The organism is Algoriphagus aquimarinus (assembly GCF_007997215.1).
Lineage (GTDB): Bacteria > Bacteroidota > Bacteroidia > Cytophagales > Cyclobacteriaceae > Algoriphagus > Algoriphagus aquimarinus_A.
This window is the reverse complement of record NZ_VORW01000026.1, coordinates 26,535-44,218: the sequence shown is the minus strand read 5'-3', so window position 1 is coordinate 44,218 and position 17,684 is coordinate 26,535. Positions and strand designations below refer to the sequence as shown.

The following is a 17,684-nucleotide window of genomic DNA, read 5'->3' as shown; positions in this document are numbered from 1 at the left end:
AGAGGCAGGAGAATCCATGAAGAAAGTAGATTTTGAAAACCTTATTCTGTTTGAAAACGAGGATTACCTGGTAATCAATAAACCGCCGTACCTATCAAGCTTAGACGATAGGCACGAAGCGCAGAACATCCTAGACTTAGCCAAGACACACATCCCCGATTCACAACTGTGTCATCGATTGGATAAGGAAACTTCAGGATGTCTAGTGATTGCCAAGAATCCAGCGGCCTACAGGCATTTGGCTATGCAGTTTGAAAGTAGAAAAGTAAACAAAGTCTATCATGCAGTGGTGGAAGGGATCAAGGAATTCAGCAATGAGCTGGTAGACCGAAATCTCTTAGCCAACAACAAAGGAATCGCCAAAGTAAGTAAGGATGGCAAGCCAGCGCAGACAATTTTCAATACGTTGAAGACCTACTACGCACATACGCTAGTCGAGTGCAAACCCATCACTGGGAGACTGCATCAGATTAGGGTTCATTTGGCTTACCTAAAGTCCCCAATTTGTGGAGACACCTTATACGGAGGCAACCCTTTATACCTTTCTTCTATCAAGCGTCGCTTCAATTTAAAAAAAGAGACAGAAGAATTACCAATTATGCAGCGGGTTTCGCTTCATGCTTATTCGATTGGATTTAAGGGTTTGGACGACACGGAAATATTCGTGAATGCGCCTTATCCGAAGGATTTCAAGGTTTTGGTCAATCAATTAGAGAAAACCAGCTAAGATTTTCAAATCGAAAAGCAGTCAGAAAAACCCGATTTTGATTGGTAGTAAAAAGCTAATCCTGTGAAAATTAGGACTTAGTATTGGAAATATTTTGCATCCAAAACAAAATACTCCTATCTTTGTGTCCCTTTTTGAGGGTGAAATAAATTTAACAAGCTAAATATTAAACAGTTACACAGTGGATACTTTGAGCTATAAGACCGTATCAGCCAATGCCGCAACTGTAGAAAAGCAATGGGTGGTAGTGGATGCCCAAGCTGCAGTTTTAGGTAGATTGGCTAGTGAGGTAGCGAAAATCTTAAGAGGTAAGACGAAGCCAAGCTTCACTCCTCACGTTGATTGTGGTGACAACGTCATTGTAATCAATACAGACAAAATCAGACTAACTGGTGACAAGTGGGACTCCAAAGTTTATGTGAGACACACAGGTTATCCAGGTGGACAGCGTATTTCTACGCCAAGATTATTGAAAGAGAAATCTTCAACAATCTTGATCGAGAAAGCTGTACGAGGCATGTTGCCTAAAAACAGATTGGGAAGAAAATTATACGGCAACTTGTACGTGTATGAAGGATCTGAGCATCCTCATGCAGCGCAAATGCCTAAAGCCATCACTCTTTAATCGTCTATTTCATGGAAATGATCAACAAAATCGGTAGAAGAAAAACCTCTGTAGCCAGAATTTACATGGCTCCAGGAAATGGCACTATCACCGTAAACAATCGTTCTTTGGAAGTTTACTTCCCATTCGAACTTCATCAGATCGTTGTGAAGCAGCCATTGACGTTAGTAGGCGTGAATGGTAACTACGACATCAAGATCAATGTAGACGGAGGAGGAATCACAGGTCAGGCAGAAGCAGCCCGTATGGCTATCTCCAGAGCTTTGTGCGAATTCGACATCGAACACAGACCTGCCTTGAAAAAAGAAGGTTTCCTTACTCGTGATCCAAGAATGGTAGAACGTAAGAAGCCAGGACGTAGAAAAGCAAGAAGAAAATTCCAGTTCTCGAAACGTTAATCTGGAGGTTCTTCCTTACAATAGAAAAACACATTTTATATAATGGCAAAATTAGAATATAAAGACTTACTAGATGCTGGTGTTCACTTCGGACACTTGACGAGAAAGTGGGATCCAAGAATGTCTCCATACATTTTCATGGAGAGAAATGGTATCCACATTATCGATCTTAACAAAACGCTTGTATGCCTCGACGAAGCATCTAACGCAATCAAGCAAATCGTACGTTCAGGCAAAAAGGTGATGTTCGTTGCTACTAAAAAGCAAGCGAAAGATCTTGTAGCTGCTGAAGCGAAGAGACTTAACATGCCTTTCGTAACCGAAAGATGGTTAGGTGGTATGATGACCAACTTCGCTACTATCCGTAAATCATTGAAGAAAATGTCCGGTTTGGACAAATTGATGAAAGAGGAAGCTTACAAGAACCTTGCGAAGAAAGAGCGTTTGATGGTTTCACGTCAGAAAGACAAAATGGAAGATGTTCTTGGCGGTATCGCTGACTTGAGCAGACTACCTGCTGCACTTTTCATCGTGGACATCAAAAGAGAACACATCGCAATTGCTGAAGCAAAAAAGCTTGGTATCCCTGTTTTCGCATTAGTTGATACGAACTCTAACCCAAATGAGGTAGATTTCCCAATCCCAGCTAATGATGATGCTTTCAAGTCCGTTTCTTTACTAGTTAAAGCGTTCGGTGCAGCTATCGAAGAAGGTCTTTCAGAGCGTAAGAAAGACAAAGAAGAAGCTAAACTTTCTGAAGAGGAAGAGGCTAAGAAAGCTGTGGACGCTGAAACAAAAGAATAATCCACAACTTGATTTGAAATAAATTAAAAATTGAACATCAAGTTTCGGCTTATGTTCAATTTTTTTGTTTTATCCTATCCTTCAAGGTGCTAGCCACTTAGAAGTAACTATAATCACTCCTTCGAGTACAGACCTTCTTTAGTGTTCTGTCCTCAAGGTTCCAAAAGAATTTATCCCGTTTTATTTTAAACTGATAACACAATGGCAATTACTGCACAAGAAGTAAACAAATTGAGACAAATGACCGGTGCCGGTATGATGGATTGCAAAAAAGCACTTACCGAATCAGAAGGTGATTTCGAAAAAGCTGTAGACATCCTCAGAAAGAAAGGTCAAAAAGTATCTGCTTCAAGAGCTGACCGTGAGACTAAAGAAGGTGTAGCTGTAACTAAAGTGTCTGAAAATGGCGCTAGAGGCGTATTGCTTACTTTGACTTGCGAAACTGACTTCGTTGCCAAAAATGATGGCTTCGTAACTTTTGCTAATGAGTTGCTTGACCTTGCTGTAGAAAAAGGAGCTTCTTCCGTTGAAGAACTTTATGCTCTTCCTTTCGAAAACTTGACTGTTGCAGAAAAGATCGTTGAGATGACTGGCAAAATAGGTGAGAAAATTGAAGTTTCTCATTTCGAGATCATCGAAGCTGAAACTGTAGTTCCTTACATCCACTCTAACGGTAAATTAGGTGTATTGGTAGGATTGACTAACACAAGCGGAACTGACGTAGAAGAAGCTGGAAAAGATGTAGCAATGCAAATTGCAGCTATGAATCCAGTAGCTCTTGACAAAGACGGAGTTGATTCTTCTGTAGTAGAAAGAGAAATCGAAGTTGGAAAAGAGCAAGCAAGAGCTGAAGGTAAGCCTGAAGAAATGCTTGAGAAAATCGCTCTAGGTAAACTAAACAAGTTCTACAAAGAGAATACTCTTCTTAGCCAGTCTTTTGTAAAAGACAACAACAAAACTATCGCTCAATACCTTGACGGTGTAAGCAAAGGATTGACTGTATCTGCATTCAAAAGAGTATCTATAGGTTAATCCGAAAAGATTCTTAAACAAAAAAAAACCTCTTCAATTGATCTTGAAGAGGTTTTTTGCTTTTTATAGACAATCAAAAATGCTTCCAGCCCTGCGCTTTTATTTGCACTGCGGTTCCACTTTTTGTAACCAAGAATTTACCTTCATCTGACTTGGTGATATGACCTATGAAGTGTATATCAGGATGCTTTTCCAGCTTCGCAAAGTCTTTCTGATCAATCGTGAATAGCAATTCGTAGTCTTCTCCCCCATTCATCACGCAGGTGATAGGATCTAGATTCAACTCCACAGCAGTATCGAAAGTCTGCTTATCTATTGGAAGTTTATCTTCGTAGATCGTTGCTCCTACTCCAGAAGCTTTGCAGATATGAAAAATCTCTGAAGCCAATCCATCAGAAATATCCATCATACTTGTCGGCACCACTTCCATTTCCCGAAGTTCATGGATGATATCCACACGAGCATCTGGCTTCAATTGACGAGCAGTCACCAACGTGTACTTGCCTAGATCAGGCTTCATATCAGGATTGGCAAGGAAGACTTCCTTCTCTCGCTCCAAAATCTGCAATCCAACCAAAGCCCCGCCCAAGTCACCAGTGACACAAAGAATGTCGTTTTCTTTGGCTCCAGATCTATAAGAAATTTGTTCAGGGTTGGCCTCTCCGATCGCAGTCACAGAGATCACTAGACCACTCCTGGATGCAGTGGTATCACCACCAATCAAATCCACACCATAATGCTCACATGCAGCATGAATACCTTCATAGAGTGCATCAATTGCCTCTACTGAGAATCTGTTGGATAACGCGATGCTTACCGTGATCTGCTTAGGCACGGCATTCATAGCCGCCACGTCGGACACATTCACCGCTACTGCTTTGAATCCCAAGTGAGGCAGAGGCGCATAGGACAGATCAAAATGAACCCCTTCCACCAATAGATCAGTGGTCACGACTTTGACCATGTCTCCAGCTTCAATTACCGCAGCATCGTCTCCAATCCCTTTCAAGGTGCTGGAATTTTTAATAATCACTTTCTCATTGAGGTGATCGATCAAGCCGAATTCACCCAAATCGCTTATTTCTGTTCTCTTTTCTGACATATTTTTATATCCTCCCGCTCCCGATAGCTATCGGGAGGCGCAAAGGCGCTATTTATTTATAACTATGGAGTTTCCCTCCTCCTTTTATTTGGGATTTACGAAGTCCGATTTACGAGGTTTAGAGTAGAGTTGAGGTTCTTTTTCTAACCTTACCACTTTCCAAGCTTCACACACCAGACCTTCAACTATTTCTAATTTTAAAATCTTCCAATCTTTCAATTTTCCAATCAAATACCCCTCTCCTGACACAACTCAATCAAAACACCATTCGTGCTCCGAGGATGCAAAAATACCATTAATTTATTATCGGCTCCCAGTTTTGGAGTTTCATTCAAGATTTCGAAGCCTTCGCCTTTCAATCGCTCCACCTCAGCCTGGATATCCTCCACGTCAAATGCAATATGATGAACGCCTTCGGATCTTCTTTCAAGGTATTTGGCAATTGGGCTATTTTCATCAGTTGCTTGGAGTAGTTCTACTTTTGTTTCTCCTACTTGGAAAAAGGATGTAGCCACCTTTTCTCCATCTACTTCCTCCGTTTTGAAGTGTTCTTTTCCAAGAAGCTTCGCAAAAAGTGAATTAGACTTCTCAAGATCCTTTACCGCTATTCCAATATGCTCGATTTTCCTCATGTTTAAATTTGCTATATTTGCAGTGAATCATTTTGGGATTCTTACTGTTTTCCCAATACTTCAACTTAAGACAAAGTAATATATAAAAATATGATAATCGTTTCTGACAAAGCCAAAGAGCGTATCCTAGAGCTCAAAAAAGAGGAAGGACGCGCAGAAAATGAGAATATACGTGTTTCGGTGAAAGGTGGGGGCTGTTCAGGTCTAATGTACGATTTAGGCTTTGATGGGGCTCAGGTGGAAACTGACCACGTATTTGAAGATAAAGGAGTGAAAATTCTTGTGGATAGAAAAAGCTTACTTTACCTAGCTGGAACTACGCTGGAATTCACAGACGGACTAAATGGAAAAGGTTTCCAATTCGTCAATCCAAATGCAAGCAGAACCTGCGGCTGTGGTGAAAGCTTCTCCGTTTAAACTAGATTAGCACACAAATAGTAGAAGGCAACCCTAACAGGTTGCCTTTTTTAGTGCATTTTTCACCTCAATCCTTACCTTTGCCCACTAGAAAATTAACCCAGATTATGGAAGACCAAATCAAAAAAATCCAACTCAATGACTTGCACGTTGCCCTTGGTGGTAAAATGGTGCCTTTTGCAGGATATAACATGCCTGTACGTTACAGTTCTGATAATGAAGAGCACCTTTGCGTGAGAAATGGCGTTGGCGTTTTTGATGTGTCTCACATGGGTGAATTCATGGTAGAAGGCCCAGAGGCTTTAAACTTGATCCAAAAGGTCACTTCAAATGATGCTTCCAAGATCGTTGATGGACAGGCACAATACTCTTGCTTCCCAAATGAAACTGGTGGAATCGTAGATGATTTGATCGTTTACAAGTTTGAAGACGAAAAGTATATGCTTGTTGTAAATGCTTCAAACATTGATAAAGATTGGGCTTGGGTAAACAGCCACAATACGATGGGCGCTACCTTGACCAATATCTCTGATGGGATTTCACTTTTCGCTATCCAAGGCCCAAAAGCTATCGAAGCTGTACAAGCCTTGACTCCTGTTAATCTTGCTGATATTAAATTCTATCATTTCACCGTAGGAGAATTTGCAGGAGTTCAGGATGTGATCATCTCTGGAACGGGATACACAGGTTCTGGTGGATTTGAGATCTACATAAAAAACGAAGATGCTGAAAAAGTATGGAATGCTGTTTTCGAAGCTGGAAAAGACTTTGACATCAAGCCCATAGGTCTAGGTGCTAGAGACACACTTAGAATGGAAATGGGTTATTGCCTATACGGAAATGACATCACTGATACCACTTCACCTTTGGAAGCTGGGCTGGGTTGGATCACCAAATTCACCAAAGACTTCACCAATTCTGAAGCGCTAAAAGCACAGAAAGAAGCTGGCGTTTCTAAGAAATTGGTTGGCTTCATTATGCAAGAAAGAGGTATTCCAAGAGGGCATTATCCTATCGTGGATGCCGCCGGAGAAGTGATCGGAGAGGTAACTTCAGGCACTCAATCTCCTAGCATGAGCGTAGGAATTGGAATGGGTTATGTGAAAACTGAGTTCAGCAAAGCTGGAACAGAGATTTTCATCCAAGTAAGAAATAAGAACCTTAAAGCTCAGGTGGAAAAACTTCCGCTATTGAAAAAATAAATGAAGCAAGTAGAAATCTGTTTCAGTCCAGAGTTAATCCACCTGCATGAGTTGCAAGGTAAACTAGTGGTAGTAGTCGATATTTTTCGCGCTACTTCCACCATGGTTGCTGCACTTGCAAATGGAATTTCGGAAATAAAAACCTGTGCTGATCTCGAAGAATGTAGAGCCATGGCATCATCCGGCTACTTAATAGCTGGTGAAAGAAATGGTATTAAAGCGGAAGGCTTTCAATTAGGAAACTCTCCCCTAGCTTACCTCACCGGTGAACACCAAAGCCAAAAGCTGGCAATGACCACTACAAATGGCACTCTTGCTATTTCTAAATCTGCTGGGGCTGATGAGATTCTTATCGGAGCTTTTCCAAATCTACAAGCGACTGTCAGTTACATTCAGTCACGTAATAAGGACGTACTGATTCACTGTGCTGGCTGGAAAGGGAAATTCAATTTAGAAGATTCACTTTATGCTGGAGCATTAGCCAAAGCACTAGAATCCACTCATGAGGCTGAGGATGATGGTGCGATAGCCATGAAATCTCTTTACGAGAAAGAAGGCCACAATTTGAAAGGATTTCTATCTCAGGCTTCCCACGCAAAACGCCTTCAAAATCATAACATTGATTCAGACATAAACTTTTGTTTGACTTTGGATCTTTTTTCCCTAGTCGGAAAAGTAGAAAATGAAACATTAATTGCAGTCGATAATTGGTAATTCCACACACTTCCATAAAATCAACCCTACAAGACCCGATATGATTTATATCGGGTTTTGCTCTTTTTCAGGACTACTTTCTCCCCATTTTGATTCAAATTATCCCGCTTTAAAACTGCCAAAACCATCTTTAAAATTTGGCGTTTACCGTTTAATCTAAACCACCAACTAACCAACTTTTAAAGATGAAAAACGGAACAATGATCCAATTCTTCCATTGGTATTCTCCAGAAGATACACTTTGGAAAGAAGTAATAGAAAAAGCCGAATATCTGGGAAACCTAGGAATCACCAGCGTCTGGCTGCCTCCTGCTTCAAAAGGAGAACAAGGCGGAATGAGTGTTGGCTATGATACGTATGACTTATTTGACCTTGGGGAATTTGACCAAAAAGGAAGCGTACGTACCAAATATGGCACTAAGGATGAATTCATAGAAGCTACCCAAGCACTACATGATCGTGGTATCCAAATCATCGTTGACTTTGTCTTCAATCACAAGGCTGGAGGAGATGAATCCGAACTGATGAAAGTGATGAAAGTAAATGAGAAAAATCGGTTGGAAAATATCTCCGAACTCTATGAAATCGAAGCTTTCACACGTTTTACCTTTCCCGGTAGAAATGGCCAATACTCCGATTTCATCTGGGACAAGCATTGCTTCAGCGGAGTAGATTATGACCATAGAAATCAAGAACATGGAATATTCAACCTGATGAGTGAATATGGAAATGACTGGGAGGAAATGATAACGAACGAAAAAGGAAACTATGACTTCCTGATGTTTTGTGACATTGAATTCAGAAATCCTGCCGTCAAGGATGAATTGCTAAAATATGCTACATGGTTACACGAACTCACCTATTATGACGGGGTGCGTTTGGATGCCGTGAAACACATCCCTCCAGCTTACTTCCAAGAATTTCTATATTTACTCAGAGAGCGAACTGGCAAAGACATCTTTGCTGTAGGCGAGTATTGGGCTCCAGGGAATTTGGAAGTGCTCACTAAATACATTGATGCGACAGACGGCACGATGAGCCTATTTGATTCTGCTTTGCAAGAGAGTTTTCACGTAGCTTCTAATATGGGAAGTCAATTTGACTTAAGAGAGATTTTCACCAAATCTCTTGTTTCAGATAACCAAGAATTAGCAGTGACGCTAGTTGATAATCACGATACTCAGCCGCTTCAAGCTCTGGCAGCACCTGTTGAAGCTTGGTTTAAGCCTTTGGCGTATGCGCTTATTTTACTTCGAAAAGACGGGTACCCATGTGTTTTTTACCCAGATCTATTTGGTACTAGCTATTGGGACAAAGGAGATGACGGTCAGGATTATGAGATTTTCATCAACCGAGTGGATGAATTAGAATCTATGCTCTACGTACGAAAAGATTTTGCATTTGGTACGCAGCGGAATTACTTCGAAAGTGCAAATGCAATCGCCTGGACAAGAGAAGGAGATGAAAACCACTCGGGCTGTGCTGTAGTCATGTCAAACGGTGAAGGAGCGACTATTTCCATGGAAATCGGATCAAGATATACTGGAAGACGTTTCCGTGATATATTGGGCAAGATCCAGGATGAAGTTTGGGTGAATGAATCTGGATGGGCAGATTTCCACTGTGCTCCGGGATCAGTTTCGGTTTGGACTGAAGTAATTTAGCATTTATCAAAAGAGCTGGAACATAAATTTCCAGCTCTTCTTACTTCCCCCATCCCCACTTCTTCGCTCCCAAAAGTTCTTCCTCCAATAATTCATCTTTTATCTACAGAGCGAATGACCTAGATTGACTATCTGAAAATCAAGCAAGAAATGGAACACAAGTTTTTAAGACAACCACTACTCATTACTTTACTAGGGTTACTCTTTCTCCCGAGTTTTGCACAATCAACCAGACCCAACGTCCTCTTTATCGCAGTAGATGACTTGCGATCAGAGTTAGGCCATTTTGAAAACAGTACCATCATTACTCCGAATCTTGACAAACTAGCTGCCGAAGGTGTGAGTTTCACCAATCAATTTGTCCAAGTCCCTACCTGTGGAGCATCTCGTGCTGCATTTCTCACTGGAAAAAGACCAAGTCGACAAGCGCAACTAGGGAATAATATCATGCAGGATGAATTCCATCAAACCCCAGAATCAGAGACGCCGGAGACATTCATCCATCATCTCAAAAGAAATGGATATCATACGGTAGGAATTGGAAAAATCTCTCATTCCGCTGATGGCTATGTGTATGGCTATGAGGAAGAAGTTTCTAGCCAAAGAGAATTGCCCTACAGCTGGGATGAATTGCTATTCGACCATGGAAAATGGGGCACAGGTTGGAATGCATTTTTTGCATATGCAGATGGAGAAAATCGTCAGAGCATGAACAAGCAAGTCAAACCTTATGAAGCTGGAGACGTGGATGACTTGGGTTATCCAGACGGACTTACTACCCAATTGGCCATCAAAAAGTTAAGAGAACTGAAAAACAGCTCCCAACCGTTTTTCCTAGGCGTAGGTTTGTTCAAGCCACATCTTCCTTTCACCGCTCCGAAAAAATATTGGGACCTTTATGATGAGGATAAAATTCCACTGGCTCAAAACCCAGAAAAACCTCAACATGTCTCCAACAATAGTCTCTTGGAAAGCGGTGAATTCAACGGATATCAACTCGGCGAGGAAAAGGCTGGATTAGATCGACAGCTTTCAGATGCTTACGCAAAGAAAATTAAGCATGCTTACTACGCTGCAGCAAGTTATTCAGATGCTCAGATAGGCTTGATACTTGACGAGTTAAAAGCGCTGGAACTGGATCAAAATACGATTGTAATTGTGTGGGGAGATCATGGCTGGCACCTAGGTGAGCAGCAAATATGGGGCAAGCATACCCTGTTTGAAAATGCGCTAAACTCAGCTTTGATATTCAAAATTCCAGGCTCTAAAGTCAGCAAAATCGATGATTCAATTGTGGAATCTGTAGACATTTACCCAACGATCATGGAATTGTTAGGAGTTAAGAATCCTACCAATTTGGATGGAGAAAGCTTTGCTAGCTTATTAAATTCAAAGGAATCTCAAGTCGGAAACATAGCCTACTCCTACTTTCATAATGGCATATCCATGCGGACAGATCGCTACAGGCTGACAAAGTACTTCCTAGCCGCCGAGCCAACTATTGAGCTATATGATCATCATACGGATCCTTTGGAAACAGTGAATATTGCGGCAGAAAACCCCAAAATCGTTAATGAATTGATTCCTGTTCTGGAAAAAGGAAATACTGGGCTTTACGATAAAAAGTAATTCCTATTTCAGTTTCTCGTTATTCTTATGCCTATCAATGTCACGAACATTCTTCTTTTCGAAGTTCTTTTTCATAGCTTCAGTAAGATCAACACCAGTCTGATTGGCTAGACAAATGAGAACCCAAAGCACATCAGCCATTTCATCTCCGAGATCTTTACCTTTATCTGATTCCTTGAAAGATTGCTCTCCATAGGTTCTGGACATGATTCTGGCCAATTCGCCCACTTCTTCCATCAAAATAGTCATATTGGTCAATTCATTGAAGTAGCGAACGCCAACTGTTTTGATCCAATGATCAACTTGCTCTTGAGCTTCTTTTAAAGTGATTTCGTCTTTCATATGATTATAATTGTTTTCTAAAGGCCATATGTAATCTCGCTGGGCCTACCAATCATTCCTCTGTGTTTTGTGTCTACCTAAGGCAGGCTAGATTTCATGGGTAAGGAATGATTTAGTCAAAATTAACAATCTATCGTTGCACTATCTGATGAATTCGCCTCTAAAAGGATCGGTTATTGTAAAAGGAGTTCCTTTGGAATGAAAACCTAAGGAGCTGAAGCTTTAAAAGCTATCGGCGGAGCCAACGCAGATTGCATGAACAGTTATTTTGAAGTTATCAGAACTTCAATTATTTATTTCCCAGCGCTTGCCGCGGCAAGCGTTGTCCCTTATGCTTATTTCCAGTATAAGAAAATAGGCTATGTACAGTTTAACAGAAGTTTAGTTTTATACATTTTCGCATTCTATGCGATGACTGCCTTCTTACTCACAGTCCTTCCACTTCCTGTGATCTCCGAAGGGTTTTGTGACTACAGAATAGGAAAAGTTGATCCCAGATTTTTCCCTTTCCGATTTGTAAAACAAACCTTTCGAGAAGTTCAAGGTAATATTTCGCTTTTCAGCATCGTGAAAAGTAATGCGTTTATGGTGACAGCTTTCAATGTGTTACTTCTGATACCACTTGGCTTTTTCCTAAGGTATTTGTTCCAAATAAAGAATGCTGGCCTAGCCACTCTAATTGGTTTTCTAGCCTCCTTATTCTTTGAAATCACTCAACTCACAGCGCTTTACGGTTTGTACCCTTGTAGATATCGACATTTTGAAGTCGATGATTTGATTACAAATACTTTTGGATGTTTCATTGGATTTGTGATCTCCAGATATTCCAACGTCTTGCCAAACGTATCGAAAAAACCACTTCTAGACAGATCTGAAGTCACGTTGACCCAGCGGTTTTTAGCAATCTTTGTTGACTCATTACTGGTGATTTTATTTACTGCCTATATCATAGAGGGAATATCTGAAAACGTATGGCTACTTTCATTGATGAAAGTCAGCCTGATTTTCTTCTATTTTATTTTCGTTAGTAAAATGACCAATGGGCAGACTTTTGGCAAAAAGTTGCTCGGAATCCGAATCATCAGAATGGATGGTTTAAAGCTTACTTATAAGGTTCTTATTGCCCGATATGGTGTGTTTTTGATCCTTCCATTTTTAGTCGGGGAAGTCTCAAAATTCCTCATAGACACCCGATTTGATAACAGACTCTATCTATTCCTTTATCTGCTTTTCTTGGCGATTTGGTTTGTCGGAACTGTCATGGTGACCTTTATAAGAAAAGATCATAGAGGCTGGCTGGATAGATTTGCGCATACTACCCAGATTCTTGCCAATCGATCTGATGTAAACTAATGGATCTTTGGAAAAAATATTGATTTAGAATTACACCATTCTTAGAAATTTTTGATAATGTTTCGAGATGTTAGTTTAAATTGAAATCTGTTATTGGCGAATGCCATTTTCATTTGAAAATAAAAACTAGCCCTTCCGCTATGAGAAATTTTATCGCGCTTCTGTTCATCCTCTTAGTTAGCATTTCTTGTTCAACCAAGGAGGAATCAAAACCCCTACCTCGTATAGCCATCGCAGGATTGGCAATTGAGTCCAGTACTTTTTCGCCTGCTACCAGTGATGTAGATGCATTTCGTACGCGCGAAGGAAATGATGTTTTCTCATATTATCCTTTTCTAGATTCAGCCTCGGAAGATAGGGCAAGAGCTGAATGGTTTCCCACGCTTAGGGGTCATGCCATCCCAGGCGGAATCGTAACTCGGGAAGCTTATGAAGAGTTAGTTGGCAAAACCTTAGATATGCTCAAGGAAAACCTGCCATACGATGGACTTTTCTTCGATATCCATGGGGCCATGAGTGTGGTTGGATTGGATGATCCTGAGGGTGATTTCATCATTCGCGTTCGTGAAGTTGTAGGACCTGAGACTTTGATCTCTACGTCCATGGATTTGCATGGCAATGTCTCTTGGAGATTAGCGGAAAATACAGATTTGATCACCTGCTATAGAATGGCTCCACATGAAGATGCGCTGGAGTCCAAGCAACGTGCGGTAGAAAACATGCTGGATCGCTTGGAAAGTGGCAAAGGAAAGCCTGCCTTTAAAGCTTGGATTCCGGTTCCAATTTTGCTTCCTGGCGAAAAAACAAGTACTCGAATTGATCCGGGAATGAGCTTATATGCTAAAGTAGATCCAATGACCAAAAAGGAAGGCGTGATTGATGCTGCGATTTGGATAGGTTATGCTTGGGCAGATGAGCCTAGAAACCATGCCGTGGTAATGGTAACTGGAGATGATGAGAAAGCTGTGACCGAGTCAGCTGAAGAGCTTGCGCAAAGCTTTTGGAATGTGAGAAATGAATTTGAGTTCGTTGCACCTGTTGCTACGTTGGATGAAAGCTTGAAGATGGCACTTGCCTCTGATAAAAAGCCTTTCATGATCTCTGATATGGGAGACAACCCAACTGCTGGTGGAGCAGGAGATGTGACGTGGACTTTGACAGAAATCCTGAAGCGACCTGAGTTTAAATCCGAGAATGGCCCAACGCTGATTTATGCATCTATCCCGGGCCCTGAGTTTGTCCAGAAGGCAATTGCCGCAGGCGTAGGAGGAAAAGTGGAAGGAACTGCAGGAGCAGCAATCGATGATAGATTTGCTCCGCCAGTAATGCTAAAAGGAACAGTGGAAGCAATCAAAGAAGGTGACAGTGCTGCGGAGGTAGAAGTAGTAGTAAAAGTTGGCTCCGTACATGTGATAGTCACCAAAAAACGTAAGCCCTATCATAATGAAAGCGACTTCACAGACCTAGGTTTGAAGCCAAGAGAAGCAAATATCGTTGTGGTAAAAATCGGATATCTTGTTCCTGAACTTTACGACATGCGGGCAGATTGGGTGATGGCCCTGACTCCAGGTGGCGTAGATCAGGATTTGGAACGACTTGGATACAAGCGCATCAATCGACCTATGTTCCCGCTGGATAAAGATATGGCGGAACCGGATTTGAATGCTAAATTGGTGCCTGCTGCAGATAAGCTCGACTGATATATAATGAAATAAAAGTCTTAAATCTTATGTCTAACGTCTAAAATCTCAAGAGTATGATGAACGCAAAACCATCCTCAGTTGAGGAATATCTAAGCTGGTGCTCTCCTGAAGTGAGGGAAAAACTAGAGCAAATGCGCGCGACAATTCTGAAAGCTATTCCAAAAGCCAAAGAAGTGGTCAGCTACAGTATGCCGGCGTACAAAACCACAGAGGTGTTGGTCTATTTCGCAGCTGCGAAAAAACACATAGGATTTTATCCTACAAATAGCGGAGTAAGCCAATTCAAGAAAGAACTTAAGAAATACGTGACCTCAACTGGGGCCATTCAATTCCCATTGGACAAACCTTTGCCTCTAAAGTTGATTGCTGATATCTCACAATTCCGAGCTGCCGAAGCAGAGGCAAAAGTGGAATTGAAGAAGAAAAAAAACTTATAAAAAGGCTTCGACTTCGCTCAGCCTGACTCTCAACAAACTACTTTTTACTTACTGAAGTCTCCATGTTCCCTGCAATTAAAATCTAAAAAAAACCTTAACCCAACACCTTTTTAGTCGCTTCAAGAAAGCTGTCAATTTCTGTTTTGCTATTATAAATATGAGTTGAAATCCGGATAGCGTCCAACTTACTCTCCGGAACTTGCCTTATCCTAAAACCTTCCTTGCTTATCAAGCCAGCAGCTTCTTGGTATCCCATATTTTTCGCTTTGAAGGTGACCATACTGATCCGAGATTCTGGCTCTGACGAAGACAAAATATCCAACTGAGAATTCATTTCAGACAGTCCTTCAAACAAGTATTGATTTAGCTCCCTTATTCTGGTTTCTATTTTCCCCTTGCCTATTTCTCCATGAAAATCTGCCGCTGCCACTGCGCCTTTCATCATTGGCAAACTTTGGCTTCCATAATCAAAACGATGTGCGGTAGGCACATAGCCTTTGAACTCAGGTGGACTTTGGTACAGATCCCAACCTAAATCTGAATAAGCACCAACTTGGTATGCTTGGACTTGATCCAAAACCTCCTCTCGCACATACAGAAAACCCGTACCATTTGGACCCAACACCCACTTATGATAGCTACTTGCGTAAAGATCACAACCCAGATCTTTCAGATTCAGATCGAATGTCCCAGCTCCATGTGCTCCGTCAATTGCGCTAAATATTCCTTTACTTCTGGCAAAAGCTGAAATCTCTTTAATAGGAAAAACCAACCCAGTTGTGCAAGTGATATGCGGAATCGCGATCACCTTCGTTTTGGGAGTGACTAGGCTTTTGATCAGATCTAAATTTTCAGCTTGAGTAGCTTTAGGTTCAAAGGGCTTCAACACAATTCCATGTAGTTTTGCCCGATTCAGCCATGGTAAGGCATTTCCCACGTGTTCATGCAAAGTGATAATCACCTCATCGCCAGCTTTCAACGGAAGTCCCCAACACATGATATTGATGCCCTCAGTGGTATTATGAGTAAGAGAAATTTCAGAAGTCTTGATTCCTACAAACTCAGCTAACTTCTCACGCTCCGGCTCTATATGGCCATATTCTCCGCTGGTATTTGTTTCAACAAAAGAGCTTTGCAAAGCATCCAAAACCGCCAGTGGCGAAGGACCAAAGGTCCCGTTGTTTAAGTAAATCCTACTGTCGTTCAGTGGAAATTGCTTGCGTATATCATTCCAAAACTCATCTCCTTGAAGAGAATGGTTTATTGATTTCGAATTAATTTGAGTTGGAGAACTGAAGGAAACTAAGCCTGGAATAGCTATTCCCGCACCGAGTTTCTGGATAAATGATCTTCTGCTTTTCATCTGTTTATAATTGTTTTAAGCTGTCAGATAGCCTGTACCGAGAATCGGGAGAATCTTGCGGGATTTATAATCATCCCAGTTTGTGACTTTTAAAATGCTCGATTTCATAAGATCTGTGGCTATCTTATGAGTTAGGAAATCATCTCCAATAAATCAAACTGAATACTATTAGCTAGCTAAAAAACAGGTTAATCGGAAGATATCTTTAACCTGCTCATCCTGCTCTTCGAGATTGTAAATCTCGAAGCTTGATCCGAAGATTTATAAGCTTTAGTTAAAAATACTGGCAATCATCTACTGCTTTTTTTCGGATTGAAAATCCTGAACAGCAGAATACTCAAAAAATATGGCCTGTGGAGACACAGGCCATGGTGGCAAAACACAATTATAACTACGGCTTTACGCTAATGCGTTGATTACTTTTTTCAACTTATCCCGCACTTCTACGGCAACAGGTTCTAACCCATCATTCTTGACTCCCATCATGGAGACCACAGGATCCACTGCCGACACTTCGATTTGGCCAGCTTCCTTTTCTTGTACTATTACATTACATGGAAGCATCAAACCGATTTTATCTTCAGCTTGTAAGGCTTTATATGCATTGGGCGGATTACATGCTCCTAAAATTTGATAGTTATAAAAATCCACATCCAGTTTCTTCTTAAGCGTAGCTTTCATATCAATAGTTGTCAGCACTCCAAAACCTTGCTTTTTCAATTCTTCTGTGACTTTGTCTATCACTTGATTGAAGTCACCTTTTATCGTTGTTGTTATATAATAGCTCATGTGTTCAATAACGAAAAAATCATCTAGAAGGATAGTGACATGAGTCACTTAATTACTTATTAAGCACTTGAAGACTTACAGACCATGCGATAGACCTACATTATTATTAAAGAGTCCGAGTTGCTTTTATTCGTTAGAAAACTACGGGTGAAAAACATTCCTATCTGCTAAAAAGCCAATGATTTTCTTATCCAAAGTCCAGATTTTCAAATCAAATTTTTTCGCAGTATGAATGATCACTGAATCAATCAACCCTATTCCTCGATCCAATAGCTTATTATCTCCTGAAAAAATCCCCGCTTGATAGATTAATCCAGGGCTATCCAGAATTATCATTTGGCCGAAAAACCTATCTATCATTTCGATCTCTCTTTTACCTTTGGCACCTTGCAATAGTTCTGCAAATATCAATTCAATAGAGAAAATTTCCGCATGATCAATGAGCTCCATGCACATATCGAAATAAAACGGGTTTGCCTTGAAAAACTCTATCCAAACGGAAGTATCAATTAATACCCTATTCATTTCTGATTCAAATCACGAATCTGTTGTGCCCCATAATTAAACTCCAAAGGCTCCGCTGCGATGCTATTGGAATATTCACGCAATAGTTTTCGAGATCTGTAGTCTTTCAAGACAATTCTTAATGCTTCAGTAATATTCTTGGCTCCAGAGATTTTCATCACATCTTGGATCAATTCATCTTCAATTAATGCAGTGACTTTCATTACTTTATAGTTTATACACAAAA

Annotated in this window: 20 protein-coding genes; 13 read left to right on the top strand and 7 right to left on the bottom strand. The window is 40.8% G+C overall.

The genetic code is table 11. The annotated features are described in order from the left end of the window. Nucleotides 1–16: 16 nt before the first annotated feature. From ESV85_RS20535 to tsf, 5 genes are all read left to right on the top strand, one after another. Entirely contained in the window at nucleotides 17–727 is a 711-nt protein-coding gene (locus tag ESV85_RS20535) for an RluA family pseudouridine synthase (RefSeq protein WP_146920954.1), read from the top strand. 181 nt (nucleotides 728–908) lie between these two features. Then, the gene (gene rplM, locus ESV85_RS20530; protein WP_092896200.1) at nucleotides 909–1,352 is read left to right on the top strand and encodes a 50S ribosomal protein L13; all 444 of its coding nucleotides are present in this window, start codon (nucleotides 909–911) and stop codon (nucleotides 1,350–1,352) included. A gap of 11 nt (nucleotides 1,353–1,363) precedes the next feature. After that, on the top strand, nucleotides 1,364–1,750 hold the full coding sequence (gene rpsI, locus ESV85_RS20525) for a 30S ribosomal protein S9 (protein ID WP_146920952.1): 387 nt from the start codon (nucleotides 1,364–1,366) through the stop codon (nucleotides 1,748–1,750). A 42-nt stretch (nucleotides 1,751–1,792) separates the two neighbouring features. Then, nucleotides 1,793–2,554 (top strand): 30S ribosomal protein S2, encoded by a 762-nt coding sequence (gene rpsB / locus ESV85_RS20520; RefSeq protein ID WP_146920951.1) that lies wholly within the window; start codon nucleotides 1,793–1,795, stop codon nucleotides 2,552–2,554. A 201-nt stretch (nucleotides 2,555–2,755) separates the two neighbouring features. Further along, a complete protein-coding gene (gene tsf / locus ESV85_RS20515; RefSeq protein WP_146920949.1) occupies nucleotides 2,756–3,586 on the top strand; it encodes a translation elongation factor Ts in 831 nt (276 codons plus the stop codon). Nucleotides 3,587–3,659: 73 nt separating this feature from the next. Here the strand turns inward: tsf and thiL are convergent, their stop codons facing one another. Beyond that, on the bottom strand, nucleotides 3,660–4,688 hold the full coding sequence (gene thiL / locus ESV85_RS20510; RefSeq protein WP_146920947.1) for a thiamine-phosphate kinase: 1,029 nt from the start codon (nucleotides 4,686–4,688) through the stop codon (nucleotides 3,660–3,662). A 227-nt stretch (nucleotides 4,689–4,915) separates the two neighbouring features. Then, nucleotides 4,916–5,320, bottom strand: a complete 405-nt coding sequence (mce, locus tag ESV85_RS20505) for a methylmalonyl-CoA epimerase (protein WP_146920945.1) — start codon at nucleotides 5,318–5,320, stop codon at nucleotides 4,916–4,918. 90 nt (nucleotides 5,321–5,410) lie between these two features. Between mce and ESV85_RS20500 the strand changes: the two genes are divergently transcribed. The 5 genes from ESV85_RS20500 (at nucleotide 5,411) to ESV85_RS20480 (ending at nucleotide 10,946) form a co-directional block, all read left to right on the top strand. Next, a complete protein-coding gene (locus tag ESV85_RS20500; RefSeq protein WP_091697428.1) occupies nucleotides 5,411–5,737 on the top strand; it encodes a HesB/IscA family protein in 327 nt (108 codons plus the stop codon). 107 nt (nucleotides 5,738–5,844) lie between these two features. Then, entirely contained in the window at nucleotides 5,845–6,939 is a 1,095-nt protein-coding gene (gene gcvT / locus ESV85_RS20495) for a glycine cleavage system aminomethyltransferase GcvT (RefSeq protein WP_146920943.1), read from the top strand. After that, nucleotides 6,940–7,653 (top strand): 2-phosphosulfolactate phosphatase, encoded by a 714-nt coding sequence (locus ESV85_RS20490; protein WP_146920942.1) that lies wholly within the window; start codon nucleotides 6,940–6,942, stop codon nucleotides 7,651–7,653. A 185-nt stretch (nucleotides 7,654–7,838) separates the two neighbouring features. Then, complete coding sequence (locus tag ESV85_RS20485; RefSeq protein ID WP_146920940.1) at nucleotides 7,839–9,317, top strand: alpha-amylase; 1,479 nt, start codon at nucleotides 7,839–7,841, stop codon at nucleotides 9,315–9,317. A 150-nt stretch (nucleotides 9,318–9,467) separates the two neighbouring features. Continuing rightward, nucleotides 9,468–10,946, top strand: a complete 1,479-nt coding sequence (locus ESV85_RS20480; protein WP_146920938.1) for a sulfatase — start codon at nucleotides 9,468–9,470, stop codon at nucleotides 10,944–10,946. A 3-nt stretch (nucleotides 10,947–10,949) separates the two neighbouring features. Here the strand turns inward: ESV85_RS20480 and ESV85_RS20475 are convergent, their stop codons facing one another. Then, nucleotides 10,950–11,288, bottom strand: a complete 339-nt coding sequence (locus ESV85_RS20475; protein WP_191322073.1) for a nucleotide pyrophosphohydrolase — start codon at nucleotides 11,286–11,288, stop codon at nucleotides 10,950–10,952. 255 nt (nucleotides 11,289–11,543) lie between these two features. Here ESV85_RS20475 and ESV85_RS20470 point away from each other — a divergent pair, with 255 nt between their 5' ends. The 3 genes from ESV85_RS20470 to ESV85_RS20460 all read left to right on the top strand — a co-directional run bounded on the left by ESV85_RS20470 (nucleotide 11,544) and on the right by ESV85_RS20460 (nucleotide 14,781). Then, entirely contained in the window at nucleotides 11,544–12,641 is a 1,098-nt protein-coding gene (locus tag ESV85_RS20470; RefSeq protein WP_146920936.1) for a VanZ family protein, read from the top strand. Between the two features lie 140 nt (nucleotides 12,642–12,781). Further along, nucleotides 12,782–14,341, top strand: coding sequence for a M81 family metallopeptidase (locus tag ESV85_RS20465; protein ID WP_146920934.1), 1,560 nt, complete (start codon nucleotides 12,782–12,784; stop codon nucleotides 14,339–14,341). A 56-nt stretch (nucleotides 14,342–14,397) separates the two neighbouring features. Then, the gene (locus tag ESV85_RS20460) at nucleotides 14,398–14,781 is read left to right on the top strand and encodes an iron chaperone (protein ID WP_223276071.1); all 384 of its coding nucleotides are present in this window, start codon (nucleotides 14,398–14,400) and stop codon (nucleotides 14,779–14,781) included. A gap of 94 nt (nucleotides 14,782–14,875) precedes the next feature. On the opposite strand, the gene ESV85_RS20455 is transcribed toward ESV85_RS20460, so the two are convergent. The 4 genes from ESV85_RS20455 to ESV85_RS20440 all read right to left on the bottom strand — a co-directional run bounded on the left by ESV85_RS20455 (nucleotide 14,876) and on the right by ESV85_RS20440 (nucleotide 17,661). Beyond that, nucleotides 14,876–16,144 (bottom strand): aminotransferase class V-fold PLP-dependent enzyme, encoded by a 1,269-nt coding sequence (locus ESV85_RS20455; RefSeq protein WP_146920933.1) that lies wholly within the window; start codon nucleotides 16,142–16,144, stop codon nucleotides 14,876–14,878. 399 nt (nucleotides 16,145–16,543) lie between these two features. After that, on the bottom strand, nucleotides 16,544–16,933 hold the full coding sequence (locus ESV85_RS20450; RefSeq protein ID WP_146920931.1) for a DUF302 domain-containing protein: 390 nt from the start codon (nucleotides 16,931–16,933) through the stop codon (nucleotides 16,544–16,546). A gap of 141 nt (nucleotides 16,934–17,074) precedes the next feature. Further along, on the bottom strand, nucleotides 17,075–17,458 hold the full coding sequence (locus ESV85_RS20445; RefSeq protein WP_146920929.1) for a PIN domain-containing protein: 384 nt from the start codon (nucleotides 17,456–17,458) through the stop codon (nucleotides 17,075–17,077). Continuing rightward, complete coding sequence (locus ESV85_RS20440; RefSeq protein WP_146920927.1) at nucleotides 17,455–17,661, bottom strand: DUF2191 domain-containing protein; 207 nt, start codon at nucleotides 17,659–17,661, stop codon at nucleotides 17,455–17,457. Before ESV85_RS20440 ends, ESV85_RS20445 begins: the two co-directional genes overlap by 4 nt. Nucleotides 17,662–17,684 lie beyond the last annotated feature (23 nt).

Excerpts from the sequence above, each read along its gene's own strand:
- ESV85_RS20440 (WP_146920927.1), bottom strand. The coding sequence starts at position 17,661 with ATGAAAGTCACTGCATTAATTGAAGATGAATTGATCCAAGATGTGATG.
- ESV85_RS20465 (WP_146920934.1), top strand. The coding sequence starts at position 12,782 with ATGAGAAATTTTATCGCGCTTCTGTTCATCCTCTTAGTTAGCATTTCT.
- ESV85_RS20490 (WP_146920942.1), top strand. The coding sequence starts at position 6,940 with ATGAAGCAAGTAGAAATCTGTTTCAGTCCAGAGTTAATCCACCTGCAT.
- ESV85_RS20470 (WP_146920936.1), top strand. The coding sequence starts at position 11,544 with ATGAACAGTTATTTTGAAGTTATCAGAACTTCAATTATTTATTTCCCA.
- gcvT (WP_146920943.1), top strand. The coding sequence starts at position 5,845 with ATGGAAGACCAAATCAAAAAAATCCAACTCAATGACTTGCACGTTGCC.
- ESV85_RS20445 (WP_146920929.1), bottom strand. The coding sequence starts at position 17,458 with ATGAATAGGGTATTAATTGATACTTCCGTTTGGATAGAGTTTTTCAAG.
- tsf (WP_146920949.1), top strand. The coding sequence starts at position 2,756 with ATGGCAATTACTGCACAAGAAGTAAACAAATTGAGACAAATGACCGGT.
- ESV85_RS20460 (WP_223276071.1), top strand. The coding sequence starts at position 14,398 with ATGATGAACGCAAAACCATCCTCAGTTGAGGAATATCTAAGCTGGTGC.
- ESV85_RS20480 (WP_146920938.1), top strand. The coding sequence starts at position 9,468 with ATGGAACACAAGTTTTTAAGACAACCACTACTCATTACTTTACTAGGG.
- thiL (WP_146920947.1), bottom strand. The coding sequence starts at position 4,688 with ATGTCAGAAAAGAGAACAGAAATAAGCGATTTGGGTGAATTCGGCTTG.
- ESV85_RS20485 (WP_146920940.1), top strand. The coding sequence starts at position 7,839 with ATGAAAAACGGAACAATGATCCAATTCTTCCATTGGTATTCTCCAGAA.
- ESV85_RS20455 (WP_146920933.1), bottom strand. The coding sequence starts at position 16,144 with ATGAAAAGCAGAAGATCATTTATCCAGAAACTCGGTGCGGGAATAGCT.
- ESV85_RS20475 (WP_191322073.1), bottom strand. The coding sequence starts at position 11,288 with ATGAAAGACGAAATCACTTTAAAAGAAGCTCAAGAGCAAGTTGATCAT.
- rpsB (WP_146920951.1), top strand. The coding sequence starts at position 1,793 with ATGGCAAAATTAGAATATAAAGACTTACTAGATGCTGGTGTTCACTTC.
- ESV85_RS20535 (WP_146920954.1), top strand. The coding sequence starts at position 17 with ATGAAGAAAGTAGATTTTGAAAACCTTATTCTGTTTGAAAACGAGGAT.
- mce (WP_146920945.1), bottom strand. The coding sequence starts at position 5,320 with ATGAGGAAAATCGAGCATATTGGAATAGCGGTAAAGGATCTTGAGAAG.
- rpsI (WP_146920952.1), top strand. The coding sequence starts at position 1,364 with ATGGAAATGATCAACAAAATCGGTAGAAGAAAAACCTCTGTAGCCAGA.
- ESV85_RS20450 (WP_146920931.1), bottom strand. The coding sequence starts at position 16,933 with ATGAGCTATTATATAACAACAACGATAAAAGGTGACTTCAATCAAGTG.
- ESV85_RS20500 (WP_091697428.1), top strand. The coding sequence starts at position 5,411 with ATGATAATCGTTTCTGACAAAGCCAAAGAGCGTATCCTAGAGCTCAAA.